Annotated in this window: 19 protein-coding genes; 8 read left to right on the top strand and 11 right to left on the bottom strand. The window is 60.6% G+C overall.

What is annotated here, in order from left to right; all coding sequences use genetic code 11:
* The first annotated feature begins 267 nt into the window (after positions 1–267).
* The 4 genes from QLG10_RS17145 (at position 268) to QLG10_RS17160 (ending at position 4,430) form a co-directional block, all read left to right on the top strand.
* Positions 268–1,299 (top strand): amino acid ABC transporter substrate-binding protein, encoded by a 1,032-nt coding sequence (locus QLG10_RS17145; protein ID WP_020796717.1) that lies wholly within the window; start codon positions 268–270, stop codon positions 1,297–1,299.
* 65 nt (positions 1,300–1,364) lie between these two features.
* The gene (locus tag QLG10_RS17150) at positions 1,365–2,546 is read left to right on the top strand and encodes an amino acid ABC transporter permease (RefSeq protein ID WP_110746921.1); all 1,182 of its coding nucleotides are present in this window, start codon (positions 1,365–1,367) and stop codon (positions 2,544–2,546) included.
* A gap of 10 nt (positions 2,547–2,556) precedes the next feature.
* The gene (locus tag QLG10_RS17155; RefSeq protein ID WP_110746923.1) at positions 2,557–3,654 is read left to right on the top strand and encodes an amino acid ABC transporter permease; all 1,098 of its coding nucleotides are present in this window, start codon (positions 2,557–2,559) and stop codon (positions 3,652–3,654) included.
* Between the two features lie 11 nt (positions 3,655–3,665).
* Complete coding sequence (locus tag QLG10_RS17160; RefSeq protein WP_007905492.1) at positions 3,666–4,430, top strand: amino acid ABC transporter ATP-binding protein; 765 nt, start codon at positions 3,666–3,668, stop codon at positions 4,428–4,430.
* Between the two features lie 144 nt (positions 4,431–4,574).
* Here the strand turns inward: QLG10_RS17160 and QLG10_RS17165 are convergent, their stop codons facing one another.
* Positions 4,575–5,543, bottom strand: coding sequence for a LysR family transcriptional regulator (locus QLG10_RS17165; protein ID WP_248678026.1), 969 nt, complete (start codon positions 5,541–5,543; stop codon positions 4,575–4,577).
* Between the two features lie 181 nt (positions 5,544–5,724).
* On the opposite strand from QLG10_RS17165, the gene QLG10_RS17170 reads away from it, so the two are divergent.
* From QLG10_RS17170 to QLG10_RS17185, 4 genes are all read left to right on the top strand, one after another.
* Positions 5,725–7,224 carry an efflux transporter outer membrane subunit gene (locus QLG10_RS17170; protein WP_282487734.1) on the top strand — a complete coding sequence of 500 codons (1,500 nt, stop codon included), beginning with the start codon at positions 5,725–5,727 and terminating at the stop codon, positions 7,222–7,224.
* A gap of 206 nt (positions 7,225–7,430) precedes the next feature.
* Positions 7,431–9,623, top strand: a complete 2,193-nt coding sequence (locus tag QLG10_RS17175; RefSeq protein WP_110746928.1) for an FUSC family protein — start codon at positions 7,431–7,433, stop codon at positions 9,621–9,623.
* Positions 9,613–9,813 carry a DUF1656 domain-containing protein gene (locus QLG10_RS17180; protein ID WP_007896379.1) on the top strand — a complete coding sequence of 67 codons (201 nt, stop codon included), beginning with the start codon at positions 9,613–9,615 and terminating at the stop codon, positions 9,811–9,813. The genes QLG10_RS17175 and QLG10_RS17180 overlap by 11 nt, the downstream gene beginning before the upstream one ends.
* 24 nt (positions 9,814–9,837) lie before the next feature.
* The gene (locus QLG10_RS17185; protein WP_110746930.1) at positions 9,838–10,701 is read left to right on the top strand and encodes an HlyD family secretion protein; all 864 of its coding nucleotides are present in this window, start codon (positions 9,838–9,840) and stop codon (positions 10,699–10,701) included.
* Positions 10,702–10,815: 114 nt separating this feature from the next.
* Here QLG10_RS17185 and QLG10_RS17190 read toward each other — a convergent pair whose 3' ends face one another.
* From QLG10_RS17190 to algG, 10 genes are all read right to left on the bottom strand, one after another.
* Complete coding sequence (locus QLG10_RS17190) at positions 10,816–11,205, bottom strand: DUF4440 domain-containing protein (RefSeq protein WP_110746931.1); 390 nt, start codon at positions 11,203–11,205, stop codon at positions 10,816–10,818.
* A 93-nt stretch (positions 11,206–11,298) separates the two neighbouring features.
* Positions 11,299–12,123 (bottom strand): SDR family oxidoreductase, encoded by an 825-nt coding sequence (locus tag QLG10_RS17195; RefSeq protein ID WP_282487735.1) that lies wholly within the window; start codon positions 12,121–12,123, stop codon positions 11,299–11,301.
* Between the two features lie 33 nt (positions 12,124–12,156).
* Positions 12,157–12,621: a hypothetical protein gene (locus QLG10_RS17200; RefSeq protein WP_047532900.1), complete on the bottom strand. Its 465-nt coding sequence runs from the start codon at positions 12,619–12,621 to the stop codon at positions 12,157–12,159.
* Between the two features lie 277 nt (positions 12,622–12,898).
* Positions 12,899–14,350 (bottom strand): mannose-1-phosphate guanylyltransferase/mannose-6-phosphate isomerase, encoded by a 1,452-nt coding sequence (locus QLG10_RS17205; RefSeq protein WP_020796872.1) that lies wholly within the window; start codon positions 14,348–14,350, stop codon positions 12,899–12,901.
* A 219-nt stretch (positions 14,351–14,569) separates the two neighbouring features.
* Positions 14,570–15,226 carry an alginate O-acetyltransferase AlgF gene (locus tag QLG10_RS17210; protein WP_110746934.1) on the bottom strand — a complete coding sequence of 219 codons (657 nt, stop codon included), beginning with the start codon at positions 15,224–15,226 and terminating at the stop codon, positions 14,570–14,572.
* Between the two features lie 17 nt (positions 15,227–15,243).
* Positions 15,244–16,419, bottom strand: a complete 1,176-nt coding sequence (locus tag QLG10_RS17215; RefSeq protein ID WP_083348246.1) for an alginate O-acetyltransferase — start codon at positions 16,417–16,419, stop codon at positions 15,244–15,246.
* An 11-nt stretch (positions 16,420–16,430) separates the two neighbouring features.
* Positions 16,431–17,996: an MBOAT family protein gene (locus QLG10_RS17220; RefSeq protein ID WP_282487736.1), complete on the bottom strand. Its 1,566-nt coding sequence runs from the start codon at positions 17,994–17,996 to the stop codon at positions 16,431–16,433.
* Between the two features lie 187 nt (positions 17,997–18,183).
* Entirely contained in the window at positions 18,184–19,305 is a 1,122-nt protein-coding gene (locus tag QLG10_RS17225) for a mannuronate-specific alginate lyase (RefSeq protein ID WP_110746938.1), read from the bottom strand.
* A gap of 8 nt (positions 19,306–19,313) precedes the next feature.
* Positions 19,314–20,777: an alginate O-acetyltransferase gene (locus tag QLG10_RS17230; protein ID WP_110746939.1), complete on the bottom strand. Its 1,464-nt coding sequence runs from the start codon at positions 20,775–20,777 to the stop codon at positions 19,314–19,316.
* A gap of 10 nt (positions 20,778–20,787) precedes the next feature.
* Positions 20,788–22,392, bottom strand: a complete 1,605-nt coding sequence (algG, locus tag QLG10_RS17235) for a mannuronan 5-epimerase AlgG (RefSeq protein ID WP_248678022.1) — start codon at positions 22,390–22,392, stop codon at positions 20,788–20,790.
* Between the last annotated feature and the right edge of the window lie 18 nt (positions 22,393–22,410).

The following is a 22,410-nucleotide window of genomic DNA, read 5'->3' on the forward strand; positions in this document are numbered from 1 at the left end:
CATTGTTGGCAGTGGGATAGCAAAAAAATCCGGTAATGGATGTTCGCCAGTGGCCGCTACGGGCTTCGCGAACGAGAAAGGGCTACAGCCCGTTCGGCCGATTGGTGAGAAGTGAGTTGTCCTTTATATGGATTTTCTCCTACTAGACTCATGGCTACGGTCCTACGTCGGTTGACCCTATAAAAAGCCAACAAGGGTCACCAACGCCTCAAAAGGGTGCGACTGGACTCACGCTCCGACACAACAAGAGCAAAACTGGAGGTTTGAATGAAGATGTTGAAATCCACCCTGGCAGTCGTGACTGCAGCCGCGGTACTCGGCGTCAGTGGGTTCGCTCAGGCGGGCGCGACCCTGGATGCAGTACAGAAGAAAGGTTTCGTACAGTGCGGCGTCAGCGATGGCCTGCCGGGCTTCTCGGTTCCAGATTCCACCGGCAAGATCGTCGGTATCGATGCCGACTACTGCCGTGCCGTGGCCGCTGCCGTGTTCGGCGACGCGACCAAGGTCAAGTTCAGCCAGTTGAACGCCAAGGAGCGTTTCACCGCGCTGCAGTCCGGCGAGATCGACATCCTGTCGCGCAACACCACCATGACCAGCTCCCGTGACGCGGGCATGGGTCTGAAATTCCCTGGCTTCATCACCTACTACGATGGCATCGGCTTCCTGGTCAACAACAAGCTGGGCGTCAAGAGCGCCAAAGAGCTGGATGGCGCGACCATCTGCATCCAGGCCGGTACCACCACCGAACTGAACGTTTCCGACTACTTCCGTGGCAACGGTCTGAAATACACCCCAATCACTTTCGACACCTCCGACGAGAGCGCCAAGTCGCTTGAATCCGGTCGTTGCGACGTACTGACCTCGGACAAATCCCAACTGTTTGCCCAGCGCAGCAAGCTGGCCTCGCCGAAGGACTATGTGGTCCTGCCGGAAACCATTTCCAAGGAGCCACTGGGCCCGGTCGTGCGTAACGGCGACGACGAGTGGCTGGCCATCGTGCGCTGGGTTGGCTACGCCATGCTCAACGCTGAAGAAGCCGGCATCACCTCGAAAAACGTCGAAGCCGAAGCCAAGGCCACCAAGAACCCGGACGTCGCTCGTCTGCTGGGTACCGACGGTGAATACGGCAAAGACCTGAAAGTGAAGAAAGACTGGGTCGTGCAGATCGTCAAGCAAGTCGGCAACTACGGTGAAGTGTTCGAGAAAAACCTCGGCAAGAGCACTCCGCTGGAAATCGACCGCGGGCTGAACGCCTTGTGGAACGCTGGCGGCATTCAATACGCACCACCAGTGCGCTGATGGTTCTATCACCCGGTGGGCCAACCACCGGGTGATGTTCTGTTCCATTCTTTGCGGGGCACTTCATGCAAAATTCAATCGGCGCACCAAAGCAGAGGCTCAGCCTCAGCGATCCACGAGTGCGTGCGTGGGTATTCCAGATCATCACCATTATCGGGGTGGTCTCGCTCGGCTGGTATCTGTTCGACAACACACAGACCAACCTGCAACACCGGGGCATTACCTCCGGTTTTGACTTTCTGGAGCGCAGTGCCGGGTTCGGCATCGCCCAACACCTGATCGACTACACCGAAGCGGACAGCTATGCCCGGGTGTTTGTCATCGGGTTGCTCAACACCTTGCTGGTGACCTTCATCGGCGTGATCCTGGCGACGATCCTCGGTTTCATCGTCGGCGTGGCCCGACTGTCGAAGAACTGGATCATCGCCAAGCTGGCGACTGTGTACGTGGAGGTATTCCGCAACATTCCACCTCTGCTGCAGATCCTGTTCTGGTACTTCGCAGTGTTCCTGACCATGCCGGGGCCGCGCAACAGCCATAACTTCGGTGACACCTTCTTCGTCAGCAGCCGCGGCCTGAACATGCCGGCGGCGCTGATGGCCGATGGTTTCTGGGCGTTCGTGATCAGCATCGTCGTGGCCATTGTCGCCATCGTGCTGATGAGCCGCTGGGCCAACAAGCGCTTTGAAGCCACGGGCGAGCCGTTCCACAAGTTCTGGGTTGGCCTGGCGTTGTTCCTGGCGATCCCGGCGCTGTGCGTGTTGATCTTCGGCGCGCCAGTGCACTGGGAAATGCCCAAGCTGCAAGGCTTCAACTTCGTCGGCGGCTGGGTGCTGATCCCGGAACTGCTGGCCTTGACCCTGGCGCTCACGGTGTACACCGCCGCGTTCATCGCCGAGATCGTGCGTTCGGGCATCAAGTCGGTCAGCCACGGCCAGACCGAAGCTGCGCATTCGCTCGGCCTGCGCAACGGTCCGACCCTGCGCAAGGTGATCATCCCGCAAGCCCTGCGCGTGATCATTCCGCCGCTGACCAGCCAATACCTGAACCTGGCGAAAAACTCCTCGCTGGCGGCTGGTATCGGGTATCCGGAGATGGTCTCGCTGTTCGCAGGCACGGTGCTCAACCAGACCGGCCAGGCGATCGAGGTGATTGCCATCACCATGAGCGTTTACCTGGCGATCAGTATCAGCATTTCCCTGCTGATGAACTGGTACAACAAGCGCATTGCGCTGATCGAGCGGTAAGGAATAGCGCATGAGTACTCATACTTTCAAACCCGACATGCCACCGCCGGCCAAGGTCTTCGGCCCGATGGCGTGGATGCGCGCGAACATGTTCTCCAGTTGGCTCAACACCCTGCTGACCTTGTTCGCGTTCTACCTGATCTACCTGGTGATACCGCCGATCCTGAGTTGGGCGATCATCGATGCCAACTGGGTGGGCACCACCCGCGCCGACTGCACCAAGGAGGGCGCCTGCTGGGTGTTCATCCAGCAGCGCTTCGGCCAGTTCATGTACGGCTACTACCCGCCGGAACTGCGCTGGCGCGTCGACCTGACCGTGTGGCTGGCGGTTATCGGCGTGGCTCCGTTGTTCATCTCGCGATTCCATCACAAAGCGGTGTATGGCCTGAGCTTCCTGGTGCTGTACCCGATCATTGCCTGGTGCCTGCTGCACGGCGGCGTCTTCGGCCTGACCCAGGTGGCGACCAGCCAATGGGGTGGCCTGATGCTGACCCTGGTGATCGCCACCGTCGGTATTGCCGGTGCCTTGCCCCTGGGGATTGTCCTGGCATTGGGCCGACGTTCGAACATGCCGGCGATTCGAGTGGTTTGCGTGACCTTCATCGAATTCTGGCGCGGCGTGCCGTTGATCACGGTGCTGTTCATGTCCTCGGTGATGCTGCCGTTGTTCCTGCCCGAAGGCATGAACTTCGACAAGCTGCTGCGGGCGCTGATCGGCGTGATCCTGTTCCAGTCGGCCTACGTGGCCGAGGTGGTGCGCGGCGGTCTGCAAGCGATCCCTAAAGGACAGTACGAAGCGGCCGCGGCAATGGGCCTGGGCTACTGGCGCAGCATGGGCCTGGTGATTCTGCCGCAAGCCCTGAAGCTGGTGATCCCCGGCATCGTCAACACCTTCATCGCGCTGTTCAAGGACACGAGCCTGGTGATCATCATCGGCCTGTTCGACCTGCTCAACAGCGTCAAGCAAGCCGCCGCCGACCCGAAATGGCTGGGCATGGCCACTGAAGGCTATGTGTTCGCCGCCCTGGTGTTCTGGATTTTCTGTTTTGGTATGTCGCGCTATTCCATGCATCTGGAACGCAAGCTCGACACAGGCCACAAGCGTTAGGAGTTCTTTTTATGAGCGAAGCAATCAAGAAGCCTGTGAGCCCTGAAGGCATTATCCAGATGCAGGGCGTGAACAAGTGGTACGGTCAGTTTCACGTACTCAAGGACATCAACCTCAACGTCAAGCAGGGCGAGCGGATCGTCCTGTGCGGGCCGTCGGGTTCGGGCAAGTCCACCACCATCCGCTGCCTCAATCGCCTGGAAGAACACCAGCAGGGCCGCATCGTGGTCGATGGCGTGGAACTGACCAATGACCTCAAGCAGATCGAAGCGATCCGCCGCGAAGTCGGCATGGTGTTCCAGCACTTCAACCTGTTCCCGCACCTGACCATCCTGCAGAACTGCACCCTGGCGCCGATGTGGGTACGCAAGATGCCCAAGCGCAAGGCCGAGGAAATCGCCATGCACTACCTGGAACGCGTACGCATTCCGGAGCAGGCACACAAGTACCCGGGGCAACTGTCCGGCGGGCAGCAACAGCGAGTGGCGATTGCCCGTGCGCTGTGCATGAAACCGAAAATCATGTTGTTCGACGAACCGACTTCGGCACTCGACCCCGAGATGGTGAAGGAGGTTCTGGACACCATGATCGGCCTGGCTGAAGACGGCATGACCATGCTCTGCGTGACCCACGAAATGGGCTTTGCCCGCACCGTGGCCAATCGCGTGATCTTCATGGACAAGGGCGAAATCGTCGAGCAGGCGGCGCCGAACGACTTCTTCGACAACCCGCAGAACGAACGCACCAAGTTGTTCCTGAGCCAGATCCTGCACTGATCTAGCCCAGGCGATAAAAAACCCGGACCTGATCCGGGTTTTTTATCGCCTGTCGTTCTGATCGTTCCCGTTAAACCACGATGGCTTAAGTGAACAGCATTACGGATCTGGTCCGGTTTTCTTTGCCTGTCGTTCAGGAACGTCTCAGTTTGGCAGTCGCGCCCCGGCGAGACTGCCGCTCAATTCATACGCCGCCAATTCCGCCTGATGCGCCGCCAGCAACTCCGGCAACGACCCGCGCAGGTACTCCACCCAAGTCTTGATCTTCGCATCCAGGTACTGCCGCGACGGATAGATCGCGTACAGGTTCAGCTCCTGCGAGCGGTACTTGGGCATCACCCGCACCAGCGTGCCGTTACGCAAACCGTCGATCGCGGCATACAGCGGCAGTACACCAACGCCCATGCCACTGGTGATCGCGGTTTTCATCGCATCGGCCGAGTTCACCAGGAACGGCGAGCTGTTGATGGTGACCATTTCCTGCCCTTCGGGTCCGTCGAAGGCCCACTTTTCCAAGGGGATGACCGGGCTCACCAGGCGCAGGCATGCGTGGTTCAGCAGATCGCTGGGTTTTTGCGCGCAGCCGTTGGCTTTAACGTAGGCCGGCGACGCGCAAACGATGCTGTAGGTGATCCCCAGGCGCTGGGAGACAAAGCCCGAATCCGGCAGTTCGCTGGCGAGCACTATGGACACGTCGTAGCCCTCGTCCAGCAGGTCCGGCACGCGGTTGGCCATGGTCAGGTCGAAGGTCACGTCCGGGTGGGTCTTGCGATAGCGGGCGATGGCGTCGATCACGAAGTGCTGGCCGATACCGGTCATGGTGTGCACCTTGAGCTGCCCGGCCGGGCGCGCGTGGGCATCGCTGGCCTCTGCCTCGGCTTCTTCCACGTACGTCAGAATCTGTTCGCAGCGCAGCAAATAGCGCTTGCCGGCTTCCGTCAGGGCGATGCGACGTGTCGTTCGGTTGAGCAGACGGGTTTGCAGGTGGGCTTCCAGGTTGGAGACCGCGCGCGAGACGTTGGCCGTGGTGGTGTCCAGTTGCACGGCGGCGGCGGTGAAGCTGCCGGCCTCGGCCACGTAACTGAAGGCGCGCATGTTTTGCAATGTGTCCATGGGGTGCTCTCGGGTTCGATGGCAAATTGTGACACGAAGTTTCAGGGGCGGAGACCCCTACAAAGGGATTATCGCGTTAACGGTAACAAAGATTCACAGGAATCCCAGCTTATCGCCTTCAAAACCCACCCCTAGAATTGCGCCGTCCCTCCTATGTTCCCCACCTCAGGAATTTTCAGCAGTGCCGCGTCGCATCAGCAGAACGCTTCAACCCCTCAGTATTCTGGCTTTAACCCTGGCAATCAGCGGCTGCATCGGAACCGGAGGTATCGCCCCGCAGGGCAAGGCGCTGGAGGCTGATTCGCTGGCCACCGACGAAGCCATCCAGAGCGCCGCGCAGGATGCGCACTGGCCCACTGCTCAATGGTGGCAGGCTTATGGCGATCCGCAACTGAATCGCTGGATCGACCTCGCCGTGCAAGGCAGCCCGACCATGGCCATGGCCGCCGCGCGAGTGCGTCAGGCCAATTCCATCGCCGGTGTGGCCGAGTCGGCCGAGTCGTTGCAGATCAACGGCCAATCCACGCTCAAGCGCCACAATTGGCCCACCGATCAGTTCTACGGCCCTGGCGATCTGGCCAACAGCACGACCTGGGACAACAACGCGGCGCTGGGCTTCAGTTACGCCCTCGACCTCTGGGGCCGTGAAAGCAATGCCACCGAGCGCGCCGTGGACATGGCCCACATGACCGTCGCCGAAGCGCGTCAGGCGCAGCTCGAATTGCAGAACAACATCGTGCGCGTCTATATCGAGCTCTCGTTGCATTACGCGCAGCGGGACATCGTCGAAGCGACATTGAAGCAGCAACAGCAAATCCTTGATCTGGCACACAAGCGCCTGAACGGCGGCATCGGCACCCATTTCGAAGTCAGCCAGGCCGAGACGCCCCTGCCGGAAACCCATCGCCAGATCGATGCACTGGACGAGGAAATCGCCCTGAGCCGCAACCAACTGGCTGCACTCGCAGGCAAGGGGCCGGGGGAGGGGGCGCAATTGCAACGGCCGACGCTGTCGCTGGGCGCAGCGCTGAAATTGCCGTCGTCGTTGCCCGCGCAGTTGCTCGGGCAACGTCCGGACGTGGTCGCCAGCCGCTGGCAAGTGGCGGCGCAGGCCCGGGGCATCGACGTGGCGCATGCAGGCTTCTATCCCAACGTCGATCTGGTCGGCAGCCTGGGCTACATGGCCACCGGTGGCGGGGCGCTGGAGTTCCTGACCGGCAGGAAGCTCAATTACAACGTGGGGCCGGCGATATCCCTGCCGATTTTCGACGGCGGCCGTTTGCGCGCGGAGCTGGGTGAGGCTTCGGCGGGTTATGACATTGCCGTGGCCAAGTACAACCAGACCCTGGTCAATGCCCTGAAGAACATCTCTGACCAGTTGATTCGTCGCGAGTCCATGGACAAGCAGCAGGCCTTCGCCGCCGAGTCGGTTGCCACCGCGCAGAAAACCTATGACATCGCGACGATCGCTTATCAGCGCGGGCTCACCGATTACCTCAACGTGCTCAATGCGCAGACGCTGTTGTTCAAGCAGCAGCAGGTGCAGCAGCAGGTGCAGGCGGCACGCCTCAGCGCCCATGCCGAATTGGTGACGGCGTTGGGTGGTGGGCTCGGTGCAGGCAACGATGTGCCGAAAGACAGCCAGACTGCTGCACCGAAAACCCCGGTCCTTTTGCGTTGAACATAACCCCAGTGGGAGCGAGCTTTTGTGGCGAGGGGATTTATCCCCGTTCGGCTGCGAAGCAGTCGCCATAAATGTAAATGCGTTGGTCCTGATAAACGGGGCGCAGGTTTAGGGGCCGCTTCGCGACCCAACGGGGATAAATCCCCTCGCCACAAAAGCTTTCCAGCCACAGGCATGCTTCTTTTGATTATGAGCAGGATTCCATGACCCCCTTGCCCGCACCCTTGCGCTGGCTGTATTCCCTTGAATGGCGCCGGGGTTTCTTCGACTGGGCGCGCAGCGACGGCGTGACCTGGGTCTACATTTTCAAAGTATTGGTCGCCGCGTTCCTGACCCTGTGGCTGGCCATGCGCCTGGAATTGCCGCAGCCGCGCACGGCGATGATCACCGTGTTCATCGTCATGCAGCCGCAAAGCGGCCAGGTGTTCGCCAAGAGTTTCTATCGCTTTCTGGGCACCTTGGCCGGTTCGACGGTGATGGTGGCGTTGATCGCCCTGTTTGCGCAGAACACCGAACTGTTCCTCGGCTCGCTGGCGATCTGGGTGGGTATCTGCTCGGCCGGCGCAGCGCGTTGCCGCAACTTCCGCGCCTACGGTTTTGTGTTGGCCGGCTACACCGCCGCGATGGTCGGGTTGCCAGCGCTGGCCCACCCGGACGGCGCGTTCATGGCAGCGGTCTGGCGGGTGCTGGAAATCTCCCTGGGGATTCTCTGCGCGACCCTGGTCAGCGCCGCGATCTTGCCGCAAACCGCCAGTGCCGCGATGCGCAACGCCTTGTATCAGCGCTTCGGGGTGTTTGCCCTGTTCGTCACCGATGGTTTGCGCGGTCGCAGTCAGCGCGAGGCCTTTGAGGCCGGTAACGTGCGCTTCATCGCCGAAGCGGTGGGCCTGGAAGGGCTGCGCAGCGTCACCGTGTTCGAAGACCCGCATATGCGTCGGCGCAACGGTCGGCTCAGCCGCTTGAACAGCGAGTTCATGGGGATCACCACGCGTTTCAACGCCTTGCACCAGTTGCTCGAACGCCTGCGCAGCAGTGACACCGATCACGCCGTGGCGGCCATCAAACCAGGCTTGCAAGACCTCGCCGAACTGCTCGATGGCTTTAGCGGCCGCGCGCTGACCAGTGCCGACGCGGCGCGCCTGGTCACGGCGCTGACAGCCTACAAGGCCGGTTTGCCGGCGCGGGTACGAAGCCTGCGCGCGATCTTCCAGGAGAGCGGTCCGAGCGATGCCGAGCTACTGGACTTCCACACGGCGTACGAATTGCTCTATCGCTTCGTCGATGACTTGCACAGTTATGCACAGACCCACGCATCGCTGGCCGATCACAGTCATGAGCGAGAGCGCTGGGACGAGCCGTTCACCCCGCAAACCAACTGGCTGGTGTCGGCGGCCTCGGGAATTCGCGCCGCATTCATCCTGGTGGTGCTGGGCAGTTATTGGGTGGCGACGGCATGGCCGAGCGGAGCAACCATGACATTGATCGCCGCCGCCACCGTAGGCTTGTCCGCCGCCACGCCGAACCCCAAGCGCATGGCGTTCCAGATGGCCTGCGGGACGTTTCTCGGGGCGCTGATCGGTTTCGTCGAGATGTTTTTCATCTTTCCGTGGATCGACGGCTTCCCGTTGCTGTGTGTGATGCTCGCACCGGTGTTCGTGCTCGGTTCATTCCTGAGCTCGCGGCCGCAATACGCCGGTGTCGGCCTTGGGTTACTGATCTTCTTCAGTACCGGTTCGGTGCCGGACAACCTCACGGTCTACAACCCATACGCCTTCATCAACGACTACATCGCCATGGTGCTTGGCATGCTGGTGTGCGCGGCGGCCGGGGCGATCATTCTGCCGCCGAACAGTCGCTGGCTGTGGCGGCGCCTGGAGCAGGACTTGCGTGGCCAGGTGGTCTACGCCATCAGTGGCAAGCTCAAGGGACTGGCGTCGCGATTCGAAAGTCGCACCCGCGACCTGGTGCATCAGGCCTACGGCTTCGCGGCGGGGCAGCCACAGGTCCAGCGCGATCTGCTGCGCTGGATGTTCGTGGTACTGGAAGTCGGGCACGCCATCATCGAGTTGCGCAAGGAGCAGGCGATCCTGCCGGTGCATCCGGCGTACGCCGAGTCCCAGCCATGGCGCCAGTCGATCCGTGTGATGGGCCGTTCGCTGGTGCGGCTGTTCCTGCAACCGGGCCAGAGCAATCTGGAGCGCGCCCTGATCGCCGTCGATCACGCCATCAGCCGCGTACAAGCCACCGACGAACCCTTTGCCCCGCACTTCGACACGTCGGCGCTGCGCCGGGTCAAGAGCTACCTGCACTTTATCCGCACCTCGTTGCTCGACCCGCAATCACCGCTCACCGCCTACGCCAATACCAAGCCCAAAGGACTTGAACATGCCTCGTGAAATCGCCTTCCACGGCGTGTACATGCCGACCATGACCCTGATGTTTTTCATCGCGGCGGCGCTGGCCTGGGCACTGGACCGATTCCTCTCGGGGTTCGACCTGTACCGCTTCTTCTGGCACCCGGCGCTGCTGCGCCTGAGCCTCTTTACCTGTCTGTTCGGCGCCCTGGCGCTGACGGTCTACCGTTGACTCTCTACCACTGAGAATGCCCTGATGAAAAAGCTTTTCAGCCTACTCGCGACCTTGTTGGTGCTGGCCCTCGCGATAGGGATCGGTCGCTCCCTGTGGGAGCACTACATGAACACCCCCTGGACCCGCGATGGCCGGGTGCGCGCCGACATCATCAACGTTGCCGCCGATGTCACGGGCGAAGTGGTGAACGTGCCCGTGCGCGATAACCAGTTGGTGAAGAAGGGTGACCTGCTGATGCAGATCGACCCCGAGCACTACCGCCTCGCGGTCAAGCAGGCGCAGTCACTCGTGGCATCGCGCAAGGCCAACTGGGAGATGCGCAAGGTCAATGCCCATCGCCGCGCCGATATGGACAACCTGGTGATCTCCAGGGAAAACCGCGACGACGCCAGCAACCTCGCCGACTCGGCCCTGGCCGACTACCAGCACGCCCAGGCCCAACTGGAATCCGCCGAACTCAACCTCAAGCGCACTGAAGTGCGTGCAGCCGTCGACGGCTACGTGACCAACCTGAATGTGCATCGCGGCGATTACGCGCGCATTGGCGAAGCGAAGATGGCCGTGGTCGACATGAACTCGTTCTGGGTCTACGGCTTCTTCGAAGAAACCAAGCTGCCCCACGTGCGCGTGGGCGATAAGGCCGATATGCAACTGATGAGCGGCGAAGTGCTCAAGGGCCATGTGGAAAGCATCTCGCGTGGCATCTACGACCGCGACAACCCGGAAAGTCGCGAGCTGGTCGCCGACGTGAACCCGACCTTCAACTGGGTGCGCCTGGCGCAGCGCGTGCCGGTGCGGATTCACATCGATGAAGTGCCGGAGGGGGTGCTGTTGGCGGCGGGGATTACCTGTACTGTCGTTGTTAAGCAGGACGATGGTGCATAACACTGTAGGAGCGAGCATGCTCGCGATGCACGAGAGGGCGCCTCGGGTATTCAGAATGCCCGCGTTATCGTTGACGTCCATCGCGAGCGTGCTCGCTCCTACAGTTGATTGTCGTCAGCAGAAGGTCTCTTGCAGATGCCGCCAAAGAATCTTGCCTTCTACCTTCTCGAACACCACGGTCGAGCGGCGATCGGAATGCAGGCCGGTGGCATCGGTCTGTTGTTCTCGGTAACTCACGGTTGCGCCGCCGTCGTGCAAGGCAATGCCGCTCAACTCGCCAAGTTCGATGCGCAACCCAAGTTTCTTGCCAGCGGCCATCAGGAACAACTCGTTCAACGCATGGAAATCCAGCACCCGGCCCAACGGCGAGACCATGGAAAACTGTGGCGAAAAACGCCTGAGTAATTGTTCGAGTTCGGCCGGGTCGCGTTCCTTGGCCAGCCATTGTTCGATGGCGACGTGCGCCTGGATCACTTCATCGAAGTATTCGTTGTAGTCGGTCATGTTTGATTCCTTGAATTCTGTGGAGTCTGTTCTGGCGCCTTCGCGAGCAGGCTCGCTCCCACAGGGCTTGCCTGCAATGGTGTCGACCCGGTCTCAGAGTTGCCCGCGCAAGCCGAACCGCTTCATCAACGCCGACTCCAGCAAGCCCTTGGGCAACAACCCTGCCATCAACGGCAATGCCCGACTGCCATTGCCCAATCGAAGCAGGCGCGGCGGCTTGCTCTGCTGCACGGCCTTGAGCAATCCGGCGGCAAACTCACTGGCCGGTGTCGGGTTGTCCTGGGAGGCCTTGGCCCGTGCCCGAATGCCTTCGCGCAGCGGGAACCACGGCGATTGTTCGCTGATCAACTGCTCGGCTTCATGGCCGGCATTCTTGGCGAAACTGGAGGCGATGGCACCGGGCTGGACTTCCATGACCCGCACCCCAAAGGGCGCCAGTTCCATGCGCAAGGCATCGCTCAGGGCATGCACCGCGGCTTTGGACGCGCAGTAAGCACCTGCAAACGGCGTGACCAGCACCCCCGAAACGCTGCCGATGTTCACCACGATGCCTTTGGCCCGTCGCAACACGGGAAACAACGCACGGGTCACGCCAACGATGGCGAACACGTTGGTTTCGAACTGACGCTGCATCGCCTGCACACCGCCATCGAGCAACGGCCCCATGGCGCCATAGCCGGCGTTGTTGACCAGCACATCGAGACCGCCATGTTGCTGGTTGATGCGTTCGCTCAACTGTTCGAGTGCCTGGCCATCGTTGACGTCCAGTTGCACAGCGATAAAACCGGCGGCGGTCAGCGCTGCGACATCTTCAGCCTTGCGGGCGCTGGCCCAGACTTCGTAGCCGGCAGTCTTGAACGCATCGGCGAGGGCGCGGCCGATGCCGCTGGAACATCCGGTAATCAACGCAACGGGCATGGCGCGGTCCTTGTGCGGAAAGGTAAGGGGAGGTCAGTCCGAGAAACTACCCTGCAAACGCTCGGCGCGAAACTCCAAAGTTTCCGGGCGATAGCCGGGCCGCAGTGGCGGCAGCGGCAGGCAGTCTTCCCAGTTGCCACCGGCCTGCAATTCGCCAGGTCCGCGGTAGCGTGGGGCGGTGTACTGATTGTCGGCAAGATTGACCGTGTCGCCCGGTGCATAAGCGGCAACCCGCCAGCGCAATTCGGTCAGCGGTACATCGTTGCCGTTGTTCAGGGTCAGTTGCAGCGGTCGGTCTGCCGGGCAGTGTTGCGGTGCGTAGCTGATGCGCAATTCCAGGCGCTCCAGTTGCTTGAGCTCGCGGTGGTCCATCCAGATGACCCAGGTTGCGACGATGCCCAGGCCCACGGCAGCCGCCATGGACACCGGCAAGGCCTTGGCCGGATAGCGCAGCAGCAGGATCAGCCAGGTGATGACCAGCAGGACACCGATGAACATGATGCGCAAACCTTGGGGGATGGAGAAGACCATCCTACCTAGTGCAGGAGAGGTTGGCGATGGGCGCAAACGTGTGGTGAATGGATCGTTCCCACGCTCTGTGTGGGAATGCCTCAAGGGACGCTCCGCGTTCCAATGGGACGCGGAGCGTCCCCGGCTGCATTCCCAAGCGGAGCGTGGGAACGATCAAATGACAGGCAAAAAAAAAGCCCCCATCCCACCTGCTGCGGATAGGGGACGCAGCGGGTTGGCCGGGGGCTTAAGGTACTGCTGGGCGTTACTGCGCGATGGTCTTTACCGAAACGCCACTCTCGATCGGCGCGGTGCGACCGTAGATATCTTCAAAGCGCTGGATATCGTCTTCGCCCAGATAGCTGCCCGATTGCACTTCGATGATCTCAAGCGGAATCTTGCCCGGGTTGCGCAAACGGTGAACCGAAGCGATCGGAATGTAGGTCGACTGGTTTTCGGTCAACAGGAACACATTCTCATCGCAGGTCACTTCAGCCGTGCCGCTGACAACGATCCAGTGCTCGGCGCGGTGGTGGTGCATCTGCAGCGACAGGCACGCGCCCGGCTTGACCGAGATGTGCTTGACCTGGAAGCGCCCGCCCATGTCCACCGAGTCGTAGGAGCCCCACGGACGATAGACTTCGCAGTGGTTCTGGGTTTCGCTGCGGCCCTGTTCGTTGAGGGTGTTGACCATCTGCTTGACGCCCTGGACCTTGTCCTTGTGGACAATCATCATGGCGTCCTTGGTCTCGACCACGACGATGTTTTCCAGGCCGATCACCGAGACCAGCTTGCCGTTGCCGTGGATCATGCAATTCTTGCTGTCCTGGATCACCACGTCGCCTTTGGTGACGTTGCCATTGGCATCTTTTGCGTTCACTTCCCACAACGACGACCAGCAGCCGACATCACTCCAGCCTGCAGTCAATGGCACGACGCAGGCGCGCTGGGTCTTTTCCATCACCGAATAGTCGATGGAATTGTCCGGGCAGCAGGCGAACGTGGCTTCGTCGATGCTGACGGTGTCGGCGTCTTGAGCGCTGCGCTCCAGGGTCAACAGGCAGGTGTCATAGATATCCGGGTCGTGTTTCTTCAGCTCTTCGAGGAAGCGGCTGGCGCGGAACAGGAACATGCCGCTGTTCCAGAAGTAACCGCCGGACTGGACATATTCGGTGGCGCGTTTGACGTCCGGTTTTTCGACGAAGTGCGAAACGCGGCTGACGCCTTCGGGCAGCAGCGAATCGTTGGTCGACTTGATGTAGCCATAACCGGTTTCCGGTTTGGTGGCCGGTACGCCGAACAGCACCATTTCGCCGTTTTCGGCGGCGACGGTGGCCAACGCCAGGGCGCGTTGCAGGGCTTTCTGGTCTTCCAGCACGTGGTCGGCCGGCAGTACCAGCATCAGCTCGTCGCGACCTTCGTTGACCAGCATCATCGCGGTCAGGGCCACGGCCGGCGCAGTGTTGCGGCCGAACGGTTCCATCAGGATGCGCTGGGTTTCCAGTTTGCGAGCGGCCAGTTGCTCGTTGACGATGAAGCGATGGTCCTTGTTGCAGACCACAATCGGTGTGTCCATACCGTCGAACACCAGGCGTTCCAGGGTTTGCTGGAACAGGGTGTGCTCGCCGGTCAGGGCCAGGAACTGTTTCGGGAATTGCTTACGGGAAAGCGGCCAAAGACGTGAGCCACTACCACCTGACAAGATCACCGGAATCATGTTTGTTACTCCTTGAAAATCGTTTGGTTAGAGCTACGAACGCTGTGTCGTTTCACTCTTGTTCTTGTTCCGTGTCCAAAGGCTGACTGTCCTGGGTAGGAGCTGCCGAAGGCTGCGATCTTTTGATCTTTGACGTTCTTGAAAATCATTGAAGATCAAAAGATCGCAGCCTGCGGCAGCTCCTACAGGGGACTGTGTTTCATCCTCTGGAAAAAATGATTAGCGCGTCGATACCGGGCGTTTTACCCAGACCGGCGACAGGCTGCTGCCGCTGCCGGTGACGTACAGCACCGCGGCTTCACCGCGTTCCAGGGCGACCGGCTTCACGTCGCCAACTTTCGTTGCGCCATCGTATAGCGCCAGGCTGACCTTCACCGGGTTGATTTCACGCTCGCCACGGCCCTTGGCGGCCACGTTCGGGACTACATCAGTCTTGCCGTCGGCGGTTTTCAGGGTCAGCGCCTTGTCGCTGAGGTTCTGCACGCGTACCAGGGATTTCTGCTTGTTCTTGAACGGCGGCTCTTCGATCAGTTGCGGCGCGCCGCTGGCGTTGTTGACCAGGGTGTAATAGTGGTCGCCGGCCAGTTTCACCGGCAGCGTCTGGCTGCCGACCTTGGCGCTGTAGTCACCGCCCGGCATGAAGCTGAAGTCGCTGCTGGACAGTGGCGCAACATCGCTCAGGTTGGTGCTGCCGACGGTGGCGCTGACTTCGGCGTTACTGGCGTTGTAGATGCGCACGAAGGACGAGCCTTTCGGTGCGGTCGGGCCGTACAGCGCGGCGTCGCCAGCGGCGAACGCTTGCATCGAAAGCACGCTCATACCAGCAACCAGAGCAAAAGTCTTGGCGAGACGGCGAGGAGTAGTCTTGAAAGTCATGGTATTACCTCTCTCTTTCAGTTTTGCGCCCGGTCGGGCGTCTCGGATTTAGTGTTTGCGGCTACGTTTTGTTGGCGGGCACCGGCTTGTTTAAGCTCTGCGACCCACTGCGGGTCGGCGTCGCCGATTTCGTTGTTCACAGGCAGATAACGTTCAGGAAATTCCCAGATCAGCACTTGTGGCGGGCTGTTCTTGAATGCGTCGCTCTTGAGGTAGCTGAGCATCGGCAGGATCGGGCCGTGGCCGTCTTCGGCGTAACTGACCACGTCGCTGCGCAGGGCTTGTTTCAGGGCGCCGACGAAGTTCCAGTTCGGGTTGGCGCTGTAGCTGGTGCCGATCAACGCAACCGGTACTTCGGTGTTGGCGAACAGGGCATCGTCACCAGCCGGCTGGTCTTGCGCGGCAACGGTGTTGCGCTTCTGCAAAGGCTCTTGCGCCGGCATCAGGTTTTCGAACAGCGGGTCCAGCGGCAGGAACAGGCGCAGGTCGCCTTTGTGGGTGATTTTTTCCGCAGGCTCGGTGACGAAGTCTTGCGGTTCGCCGCTCAGCGGGTACTTGTCGGCAATGGTCTTGGCCAGGCGATCGGCGGCAACCTCGGCGCCTTCCGGGGTCCAGTGGGTGTCGGTACGCAGGAACACTTGCTTGCCGTCGTTTTTGGCCGCTTGCAAGGGGCCCAGCAAATCAGGGGCAAGGATGCGGTCAGCGGCCAGGCGCTTGTGGAAGTCCTGGTAGAGGTTGGCGTGGATGCTGGCCGGTTTCGCCTCACCCAGGTGTTCCGGGTACAGGCGCACCTTGGCCGGAACCACCGCCATCACCAGTTTCACGCCTTTGTCCTTCAGGGTCTGACGCACGCCTTCGACCAGCGCGTAGTTGCCTTGCAGGTTCAGCTCTTCGTTGACGACCGGATGGAATTCTTCATCGCTGTACAGCCACTGGTCGCGACCGAGCACAACGCCCGGACGACCTTCGTTGAACAGTTTGAAATCCAGCGCGGCCCAGAGGTTGGTGCCCAGGCGCTTGATCGGGAATTCCTCGTCGTAGTGTGTCTCCACGGCTTTGGTCCAGCGGCCGTTGAGCACCGTCGCATCGGCGTTGGTACTGAAGCCGAGGAAGCTGCGGACCGACCACAGGCCCAAGGCCAGCAGCGTCACCAGGAACAGGGCGATGTAGAAGATGCGTAATGAGCGGGTCATGGTCAGATCCCTCAGAACTGGAAGTAAAGGAACGGCGAGAAGCTTTGCGCCGAGAGTTTGAGAATCGAGGCGATGAACAGCAGCAGCACCAGGGCACGCATTGCGTAACGAGACCAATCAGCGGTCCAGTAGGCCGGTTGCACCTGGGCTTCGACGCCGACGGTGTAGCCAGGCTGGTGGATGCTGGCCGGGTTATCCCCAGGCACGGCCTTGATCGTGCCGGCTGTTGCGGCGGCCGGACCGTCTGCATCGACGTTCACCGCAGGCTTGGTCTTGACCTGTGGCTGATTGCTGTAGAAATCGCGCAGGCCGAAGAACGCCAGGGTCACGTAAGCCACCACCAGCGTGGCGATCTGCAAGCCAGTGAGGCTGGCCTGGTTGAGTTCCGACAGCGACCATTCGCCGAAGCTGAACATCGCGCCGTACATGCGTCCGGCAACGTGCAGGTTTTCCGCACGGAAGATCACCCAGCCCATCACCACCAGCAGGAAGGTCAGTGCCCAGCGGATCGGGTTGAAGCTGCGCGGCGAGGTGTTCAGGCCGATGGCTTTCTCGATTGCCAGCCACATGCCGTGCCACGCACCCCAGACGATGTAGGTGATGTTCGCACCGTGCCACAGGCCACCGAGCAGCATGGTCAGGAACAGGTTGCGATAGGTGGTCAGCGTGCCTTTGCGGTTACCGCCCAGGGTGATGTACAGGTAGTCACGCAGCCAGGTCGACAGGCTGATGTGCCAGCGGCGCCAGAACTCGGTGATCGACTGGCTGATGTACGGCTGCTTGAAGTTTTCCATGAAGCGGAAACCCATCATCAAGCCCAGGCCGATGGCCATGTCGCTGTAGCCGGAGAAGTCGAAGTACAGCTGCGCGGTGTAGGCCAGGGCGCCGAGCCAGGCATCACCCGTGGTCGGGTTTTGCAGGGCGAAGCAATGGTCAGCCACCACCGCGAGGGTGTCGGCGATGAAGACCTTCTTGATGAAACCCTGCATGAACCGCGTGCAGCCCTCGGAGAACTTGTCGAGGGTGTGGGTGCGGTTGTTGAACTGGTCGGCCAGGTCGCGAAAACGCAACACGGGACCGGCGATCAGGTGCGGGAAGATCGCCACGAACGCTGCGAAGTCGATCAGGTTGCGGGTCGCCGGGGTATCGCCACGGTAGACGTCGATGATGTAGCTGATGGACTCGAAGATGTAGAACGAGATACCGATCGGCAGCAGCACGTGGGTCAGGATGAATGGCTCAAGACCGACCGAGGTCATCATGGCGTTGATGCTGTCGACGCCGAAGTTGGCGTACTTGAAGTAGCCGAGGATACACAGGTCGACGGCAACGCCCAGCAGCAGCCAGCGCTGCGCCGGTTTGGTCCTGACGCCGGCGGCACCGACTTTCAGGCCGATCCAGTAGTTCCACAGCGTGACCGCCGCGAACAGTGCGAGGAAGTCCACACGCCACCAGGCGTAGAACACATAGCTGGCAATCAGCAGCAGCAAATTGCGATAGCGTTGCCCGCTCAAGTAGTACAAGCCGAGAAAGATCGGCAAGAACAAAAACAGGAACACGTTGGATGAAAACACCATCCCGATCTCTCCTTGTCTGAAACTACATTCAAGGGCCAACGGCCCCCCCAAACCCCCCACGAAAATCCGAGGGGTGTATTGCATTCAAAACCGCCACGATTCCCTGTAGGAGCTGGCTTGCCAGCGATGGCGGTGTGTCAGGTACACCGTGTTGTCCCAATCGCCAGCAAGCCGGCTCCTACAGGTTTCAGGAACCTTTACCTTTTTCATTGGCCGGGTCGTAGACCTTGGTCAGGTCACCGCCGAGGCGGAAGGTCTTGAACGGCTGCATCTTGTGCTTCTTCTCCAGCACATCCGGCGAGCAGGTGTAGAGCGTGCAGAACGGTTCGAGCCAGGCGAATTTCGAGTCGACCTTCAGGTCGGTCATGTCCTGTTCCTTGCCGTTCTTTTCTTCGAACTCGTCAGGATCTTTCACCCCGGCCAGCACGCGATCACCCAGGCGCTTGAGCGCGCCGTTGTTTTCCTGGCGCAGGTCCACGCCGTTGACCTGGGCGAAACTGGCGATCATCGCCAGCGGCGGCAGGGCGTAGTTGTGATAGGCCAGCGCCCGTTGCTGGCGCTTGAGTTCGTTGGGCAAGAAGCCCTGGGCGTCGACCTGATTGACGCCGACCTTGTATTCCTTGACGGCCCAGTCGAACAGGTCGCGGCGGTTGGTGGCGACGGACGTTGCCATCACCGACCAGGCTGCCCAGTACGAGTGGTTGTTGGTTTTTTCCAGCGGCAGGTTGTCCCAGTCGCTGACCACCTGATCGGCCATCTTGCTGAACCAGGCCTCAATCAGCTGCGACTCCTGCTGATGGTTGGCCAGCGGATGGGAGTCGGAGAATTTCAGGCGGATGTACGAAGACGCCATGCTGCCCAATGCCCATTTGCGCATGGACTTGCCGGTGTGGTTGAAGTCCTTGGACATCAAGGCATCCGCCTTGGCCCACGCCGTCAACCAGTTCAGCGTGCATTCCAGCTGTTCCGGGCGACCGTCGCGCATGAACTGCATGACGCGCTTGCTGGTGCCGCGCTCTATCTTGGTGATGTCCGCGGTGCTTTCACGAAAGGCTTTTTCCGATTGCACGTTCAGTGTTGAACGCGCCTTGTCCGAGCCTTCGTACTTGCTGCGAAATTGCAGCGAGCCGGTGTACGGCGTCGGCATCGCATCACAGCCTTCGCTCTTGTCGCCGGCTTTGACTTTCTCGATGGGCGCGAAGTAACCCTGCGGCGGACGCAATGGCGCCGCGGCTTGAGTCGCGCCGGCGAACATCGCCAGGCTCAAAAGCGTTGGCGCCAACAGTTTTTTCAAGTTCGGATTTCGCATAGCAGACCTCATTGCCCGGCTGAAGCGGTACGTTGCCCAGCGTCCGGGAATACGTTGCGTTTGCAGATTTTCGCTTCGACTTTCTGTGGCGCGCCGCCCGCTTTTTCAGGGCCCTGGATTTCGACGGCCAGCAGATTCTGCGAGGCCCAGTCTTCGTCCGTGCGCAACTCGAAGGCGAAACGCCCGTCGGTGTCGGAAGTTTCCGGTTTTTCGATCTTGATGTCCTCGTGGCGCCCGTTCATGTACCAGAGGGTGGCTTGCAGGGTTTTCACCGAGGTGTCGGCGAAGCGGATGTCGACCTGGTGACCGCTGTTTTGCAGGTTCAGGTTTTTGCTGTTGACCATCAGTTCGTTCTTGCCCGGTTTCAGGGTGGCGCTGCCGGACAGCTGCGCATCCTTGCCTTCGCAACCGTTGTCCAGCAACGCCATCATCTGGCGGTAGATGGTTTCCTGGTCGAGGCGGTAGAGCGGCGAGAATTCCCAGATGAGAATCTTCGGCGGGTTCTTCTGGAACTCATCGCTGCCCAGGTACTGCAGCATCGAACCTTCGAGGCCGCCGCCGGGGAAGGCTACGTTGAGCACATCGGCGCCGATGGCTTCTTCGAGGAAACCGGAGAAGTTGTAGTTCTTGCCGCTGTGACTGGTGCCGACCAGGGTGATCTGCGGATTGCCGGATTCGCCGAACAGATCGCCATCGCCTGCTTCACCCTTGGGTTCGGTGGTGAATTGATCCATGTACTGGACCGCATAGCTGGTGCCACAGAGTTGACCGGCCATGTTATGCAACGTTCCGTTCTTGCCCATGCGACCCGACTTGTGGGTCTCGAATTCACGCTTGGGAATGTCGGCGAAGGCCGGGATCTGCTTGACCTTTTCGGCCACGATTTTCGCCGTGCGCTGCGCGCCGTAAGGCGTCCAGTGCTGGTCGCCACGGAAGTAGAAGTCGTGGGCGGGCAGGGTCTCCGGCAACTGTTCGTTGGTCAGCGGCGACAGGTCCGGCACCACGTAGCCCATCTGCGCGAAACGCCCGAGCATGGTCTTGTAGTTCTTCAGTGCCTTGTCGAAATCGAAGCTGGCTTTCTCTGCCGGATTCAACTTGTTGCGGTTCACCAGGCCACGGGTGGGCTGATAAACCACGACGAGTTCCACGCCTTTGCTCTTGAACGCATCGTGCAGTTGCTTCATGCGCTTGTAGCCGGCGGGCGTGGTGTCGAATTCGGTACGCAGGTCTTCCTGGGTACGGAACAGCCAGTCGCCTTGAGCCTGCACCAAGGTGGTGAAGTTCTGCTGGTAGCGCGTGGTGTAGTTTTTCGGATCGTGGGCCGCGGGGCACAGGCTGCAGCACGGTTCTGCGCTGAATTTCGGTGGACTTACGCTACCGGCAGCTTCGTCTGCTCGTACACCGCCGCTGGCAGCGAGAATGCCGGCGGTCAGGGCCGACAGGCTGAGTAATTTGATCAAGTGTGAGTGCATAAAATTATCCTCAGTCCCGCATTTCGGTCTGGCGTTCGACAGGGTCGATCAGCACGGCTTTCTGCTGGCGCACCAGCAGGTCGAGAATTTCATCCTGGCGTTCGCCAAGAATCCCCGTGAAGCTGATGCCGCTGGTTTTGCTCGGCGCGAGCATGGACACGCGATACAACTCGACGCTCAACGGCGAGTCGATGGACAGCGGGCCGCTGCCATTGGCCGCCAGTTCGCCGCCGACCACGATCAGCGACACCTGGGCGTCGAACGGGTCGAGCTTGATGTCCCGGTCGGTGTCGCTCAGGTCCTTGATGTGGCCGTAGACGCCGGTCAGGCCGTTGGCCATGGCAACGTTTTCGTAGAGGCGGATGTTCACGCTGTTACGCACGCGGATGCCGTGGCGACGGTTGCTGAACACCTTGTTGCCCCACAGCAGGTTGTCGCCACTCTCGTAGAGGGTGATCCCGTCGGTGTGGTTCTGGTAGATCTCGTTGTAGGCGATCAGGTTGTTGATGCTGTTACGGTCGATCACGATGCCCGACAACTTGTTGTCGTAGCTGCGGTTGTTGAAGATGAAGCTGTCGTTGACCTCACGGGAAATGATGATCCCGTGCTTCTTCTTTGTGCCATGCACCGTGTTGTCGGCAATGATCAGGCCGTGGGAACGGTCATGCGGGTCAATGCCGTAGACGATGTTGTCCTTGTAGGTGTTGCCCTTGACCACGAAATCGCGGGTTTCGTAGCAGTAGAAGCCGTACCACATGTCCGAGAACTCGGAACCGATGATCCAGCCGGTCGGTTCAGGGCGCTTGAGCACCTTGGCCATGTTCGGCGTGTACTGGGAAATACTCACACCGTAGGACTTACTGTTGGCGTAGCCGAAACTGGCCATCTTGCTGTTGGCGATGTAAGTCTCGGTGCCACCCCAGGCCAGCAGGAACGGGCGGAATTCCTTGGGCGACTTGAAGGCCGCCGGGCCGTTCGCCTTCTCGCTCCAGCCAGTGACCTTGGTATCGCGCACGAACAACTGGCCGTCGTTGACCAGGAACGACCCGGCCTCCTGGGACAGGCGCAGTTCCTGGGTCTGTTGGTCGATTTCCAGGATGCCTTTCTCACCCACGACGATCGGCAATCTGGCCAGGAATACGCCCGGCGAAGTTTCGCTGAGGTACTGCTTGGGCAGCTTCTTGGCCAGGTCCTTGAGGTTCATGTAGCCGTCGTCGACGAAGATCGCCTGTGGGATGCCGTGCTGACGCACCACCCACTCGGCCATCTTGTTGTCGCCACCGATGAAGTCCTTCAGGGCGTTCTCTTGCATCATCCGGCGCACGCTGATCTTGCCGACCTTTTTGCGCACGATTTTCGCGGCGATCGCCTCGGCGGTGTAGCCCGAGGTGTCCGGCAGTTTAGGCTTGGCCAACTCCAGCGGCGCGACCGGCGCGCTGCTGACGGTGTAGGTCCTGGCGTGTTGCAGTCCCTTGGCCATGGTGGCCGACTTGGTTGCTTGAGGCGCCGCCGACTCCACATTGGCCTGCGCTGCGTTGGCGAAGCTGGCCGCGCTGGCCAGTAGCAACGCGCCGGCCAACAGGCTGATCGAGCCTTTCATGGCTTGATGATTCATCTGGGAGACTCCCTTCGC

Source organism: Pseudomonas sp. V98_8 (assembly GCF_029967975.1).
Classification (GTDB): Bacteria; Pseudomonadota; Gammaproteobacteria; order Pseudomonadales; family Pseudomonadaceae; genus Aquipseudomonas; species Aquipseudomonas umsongensis.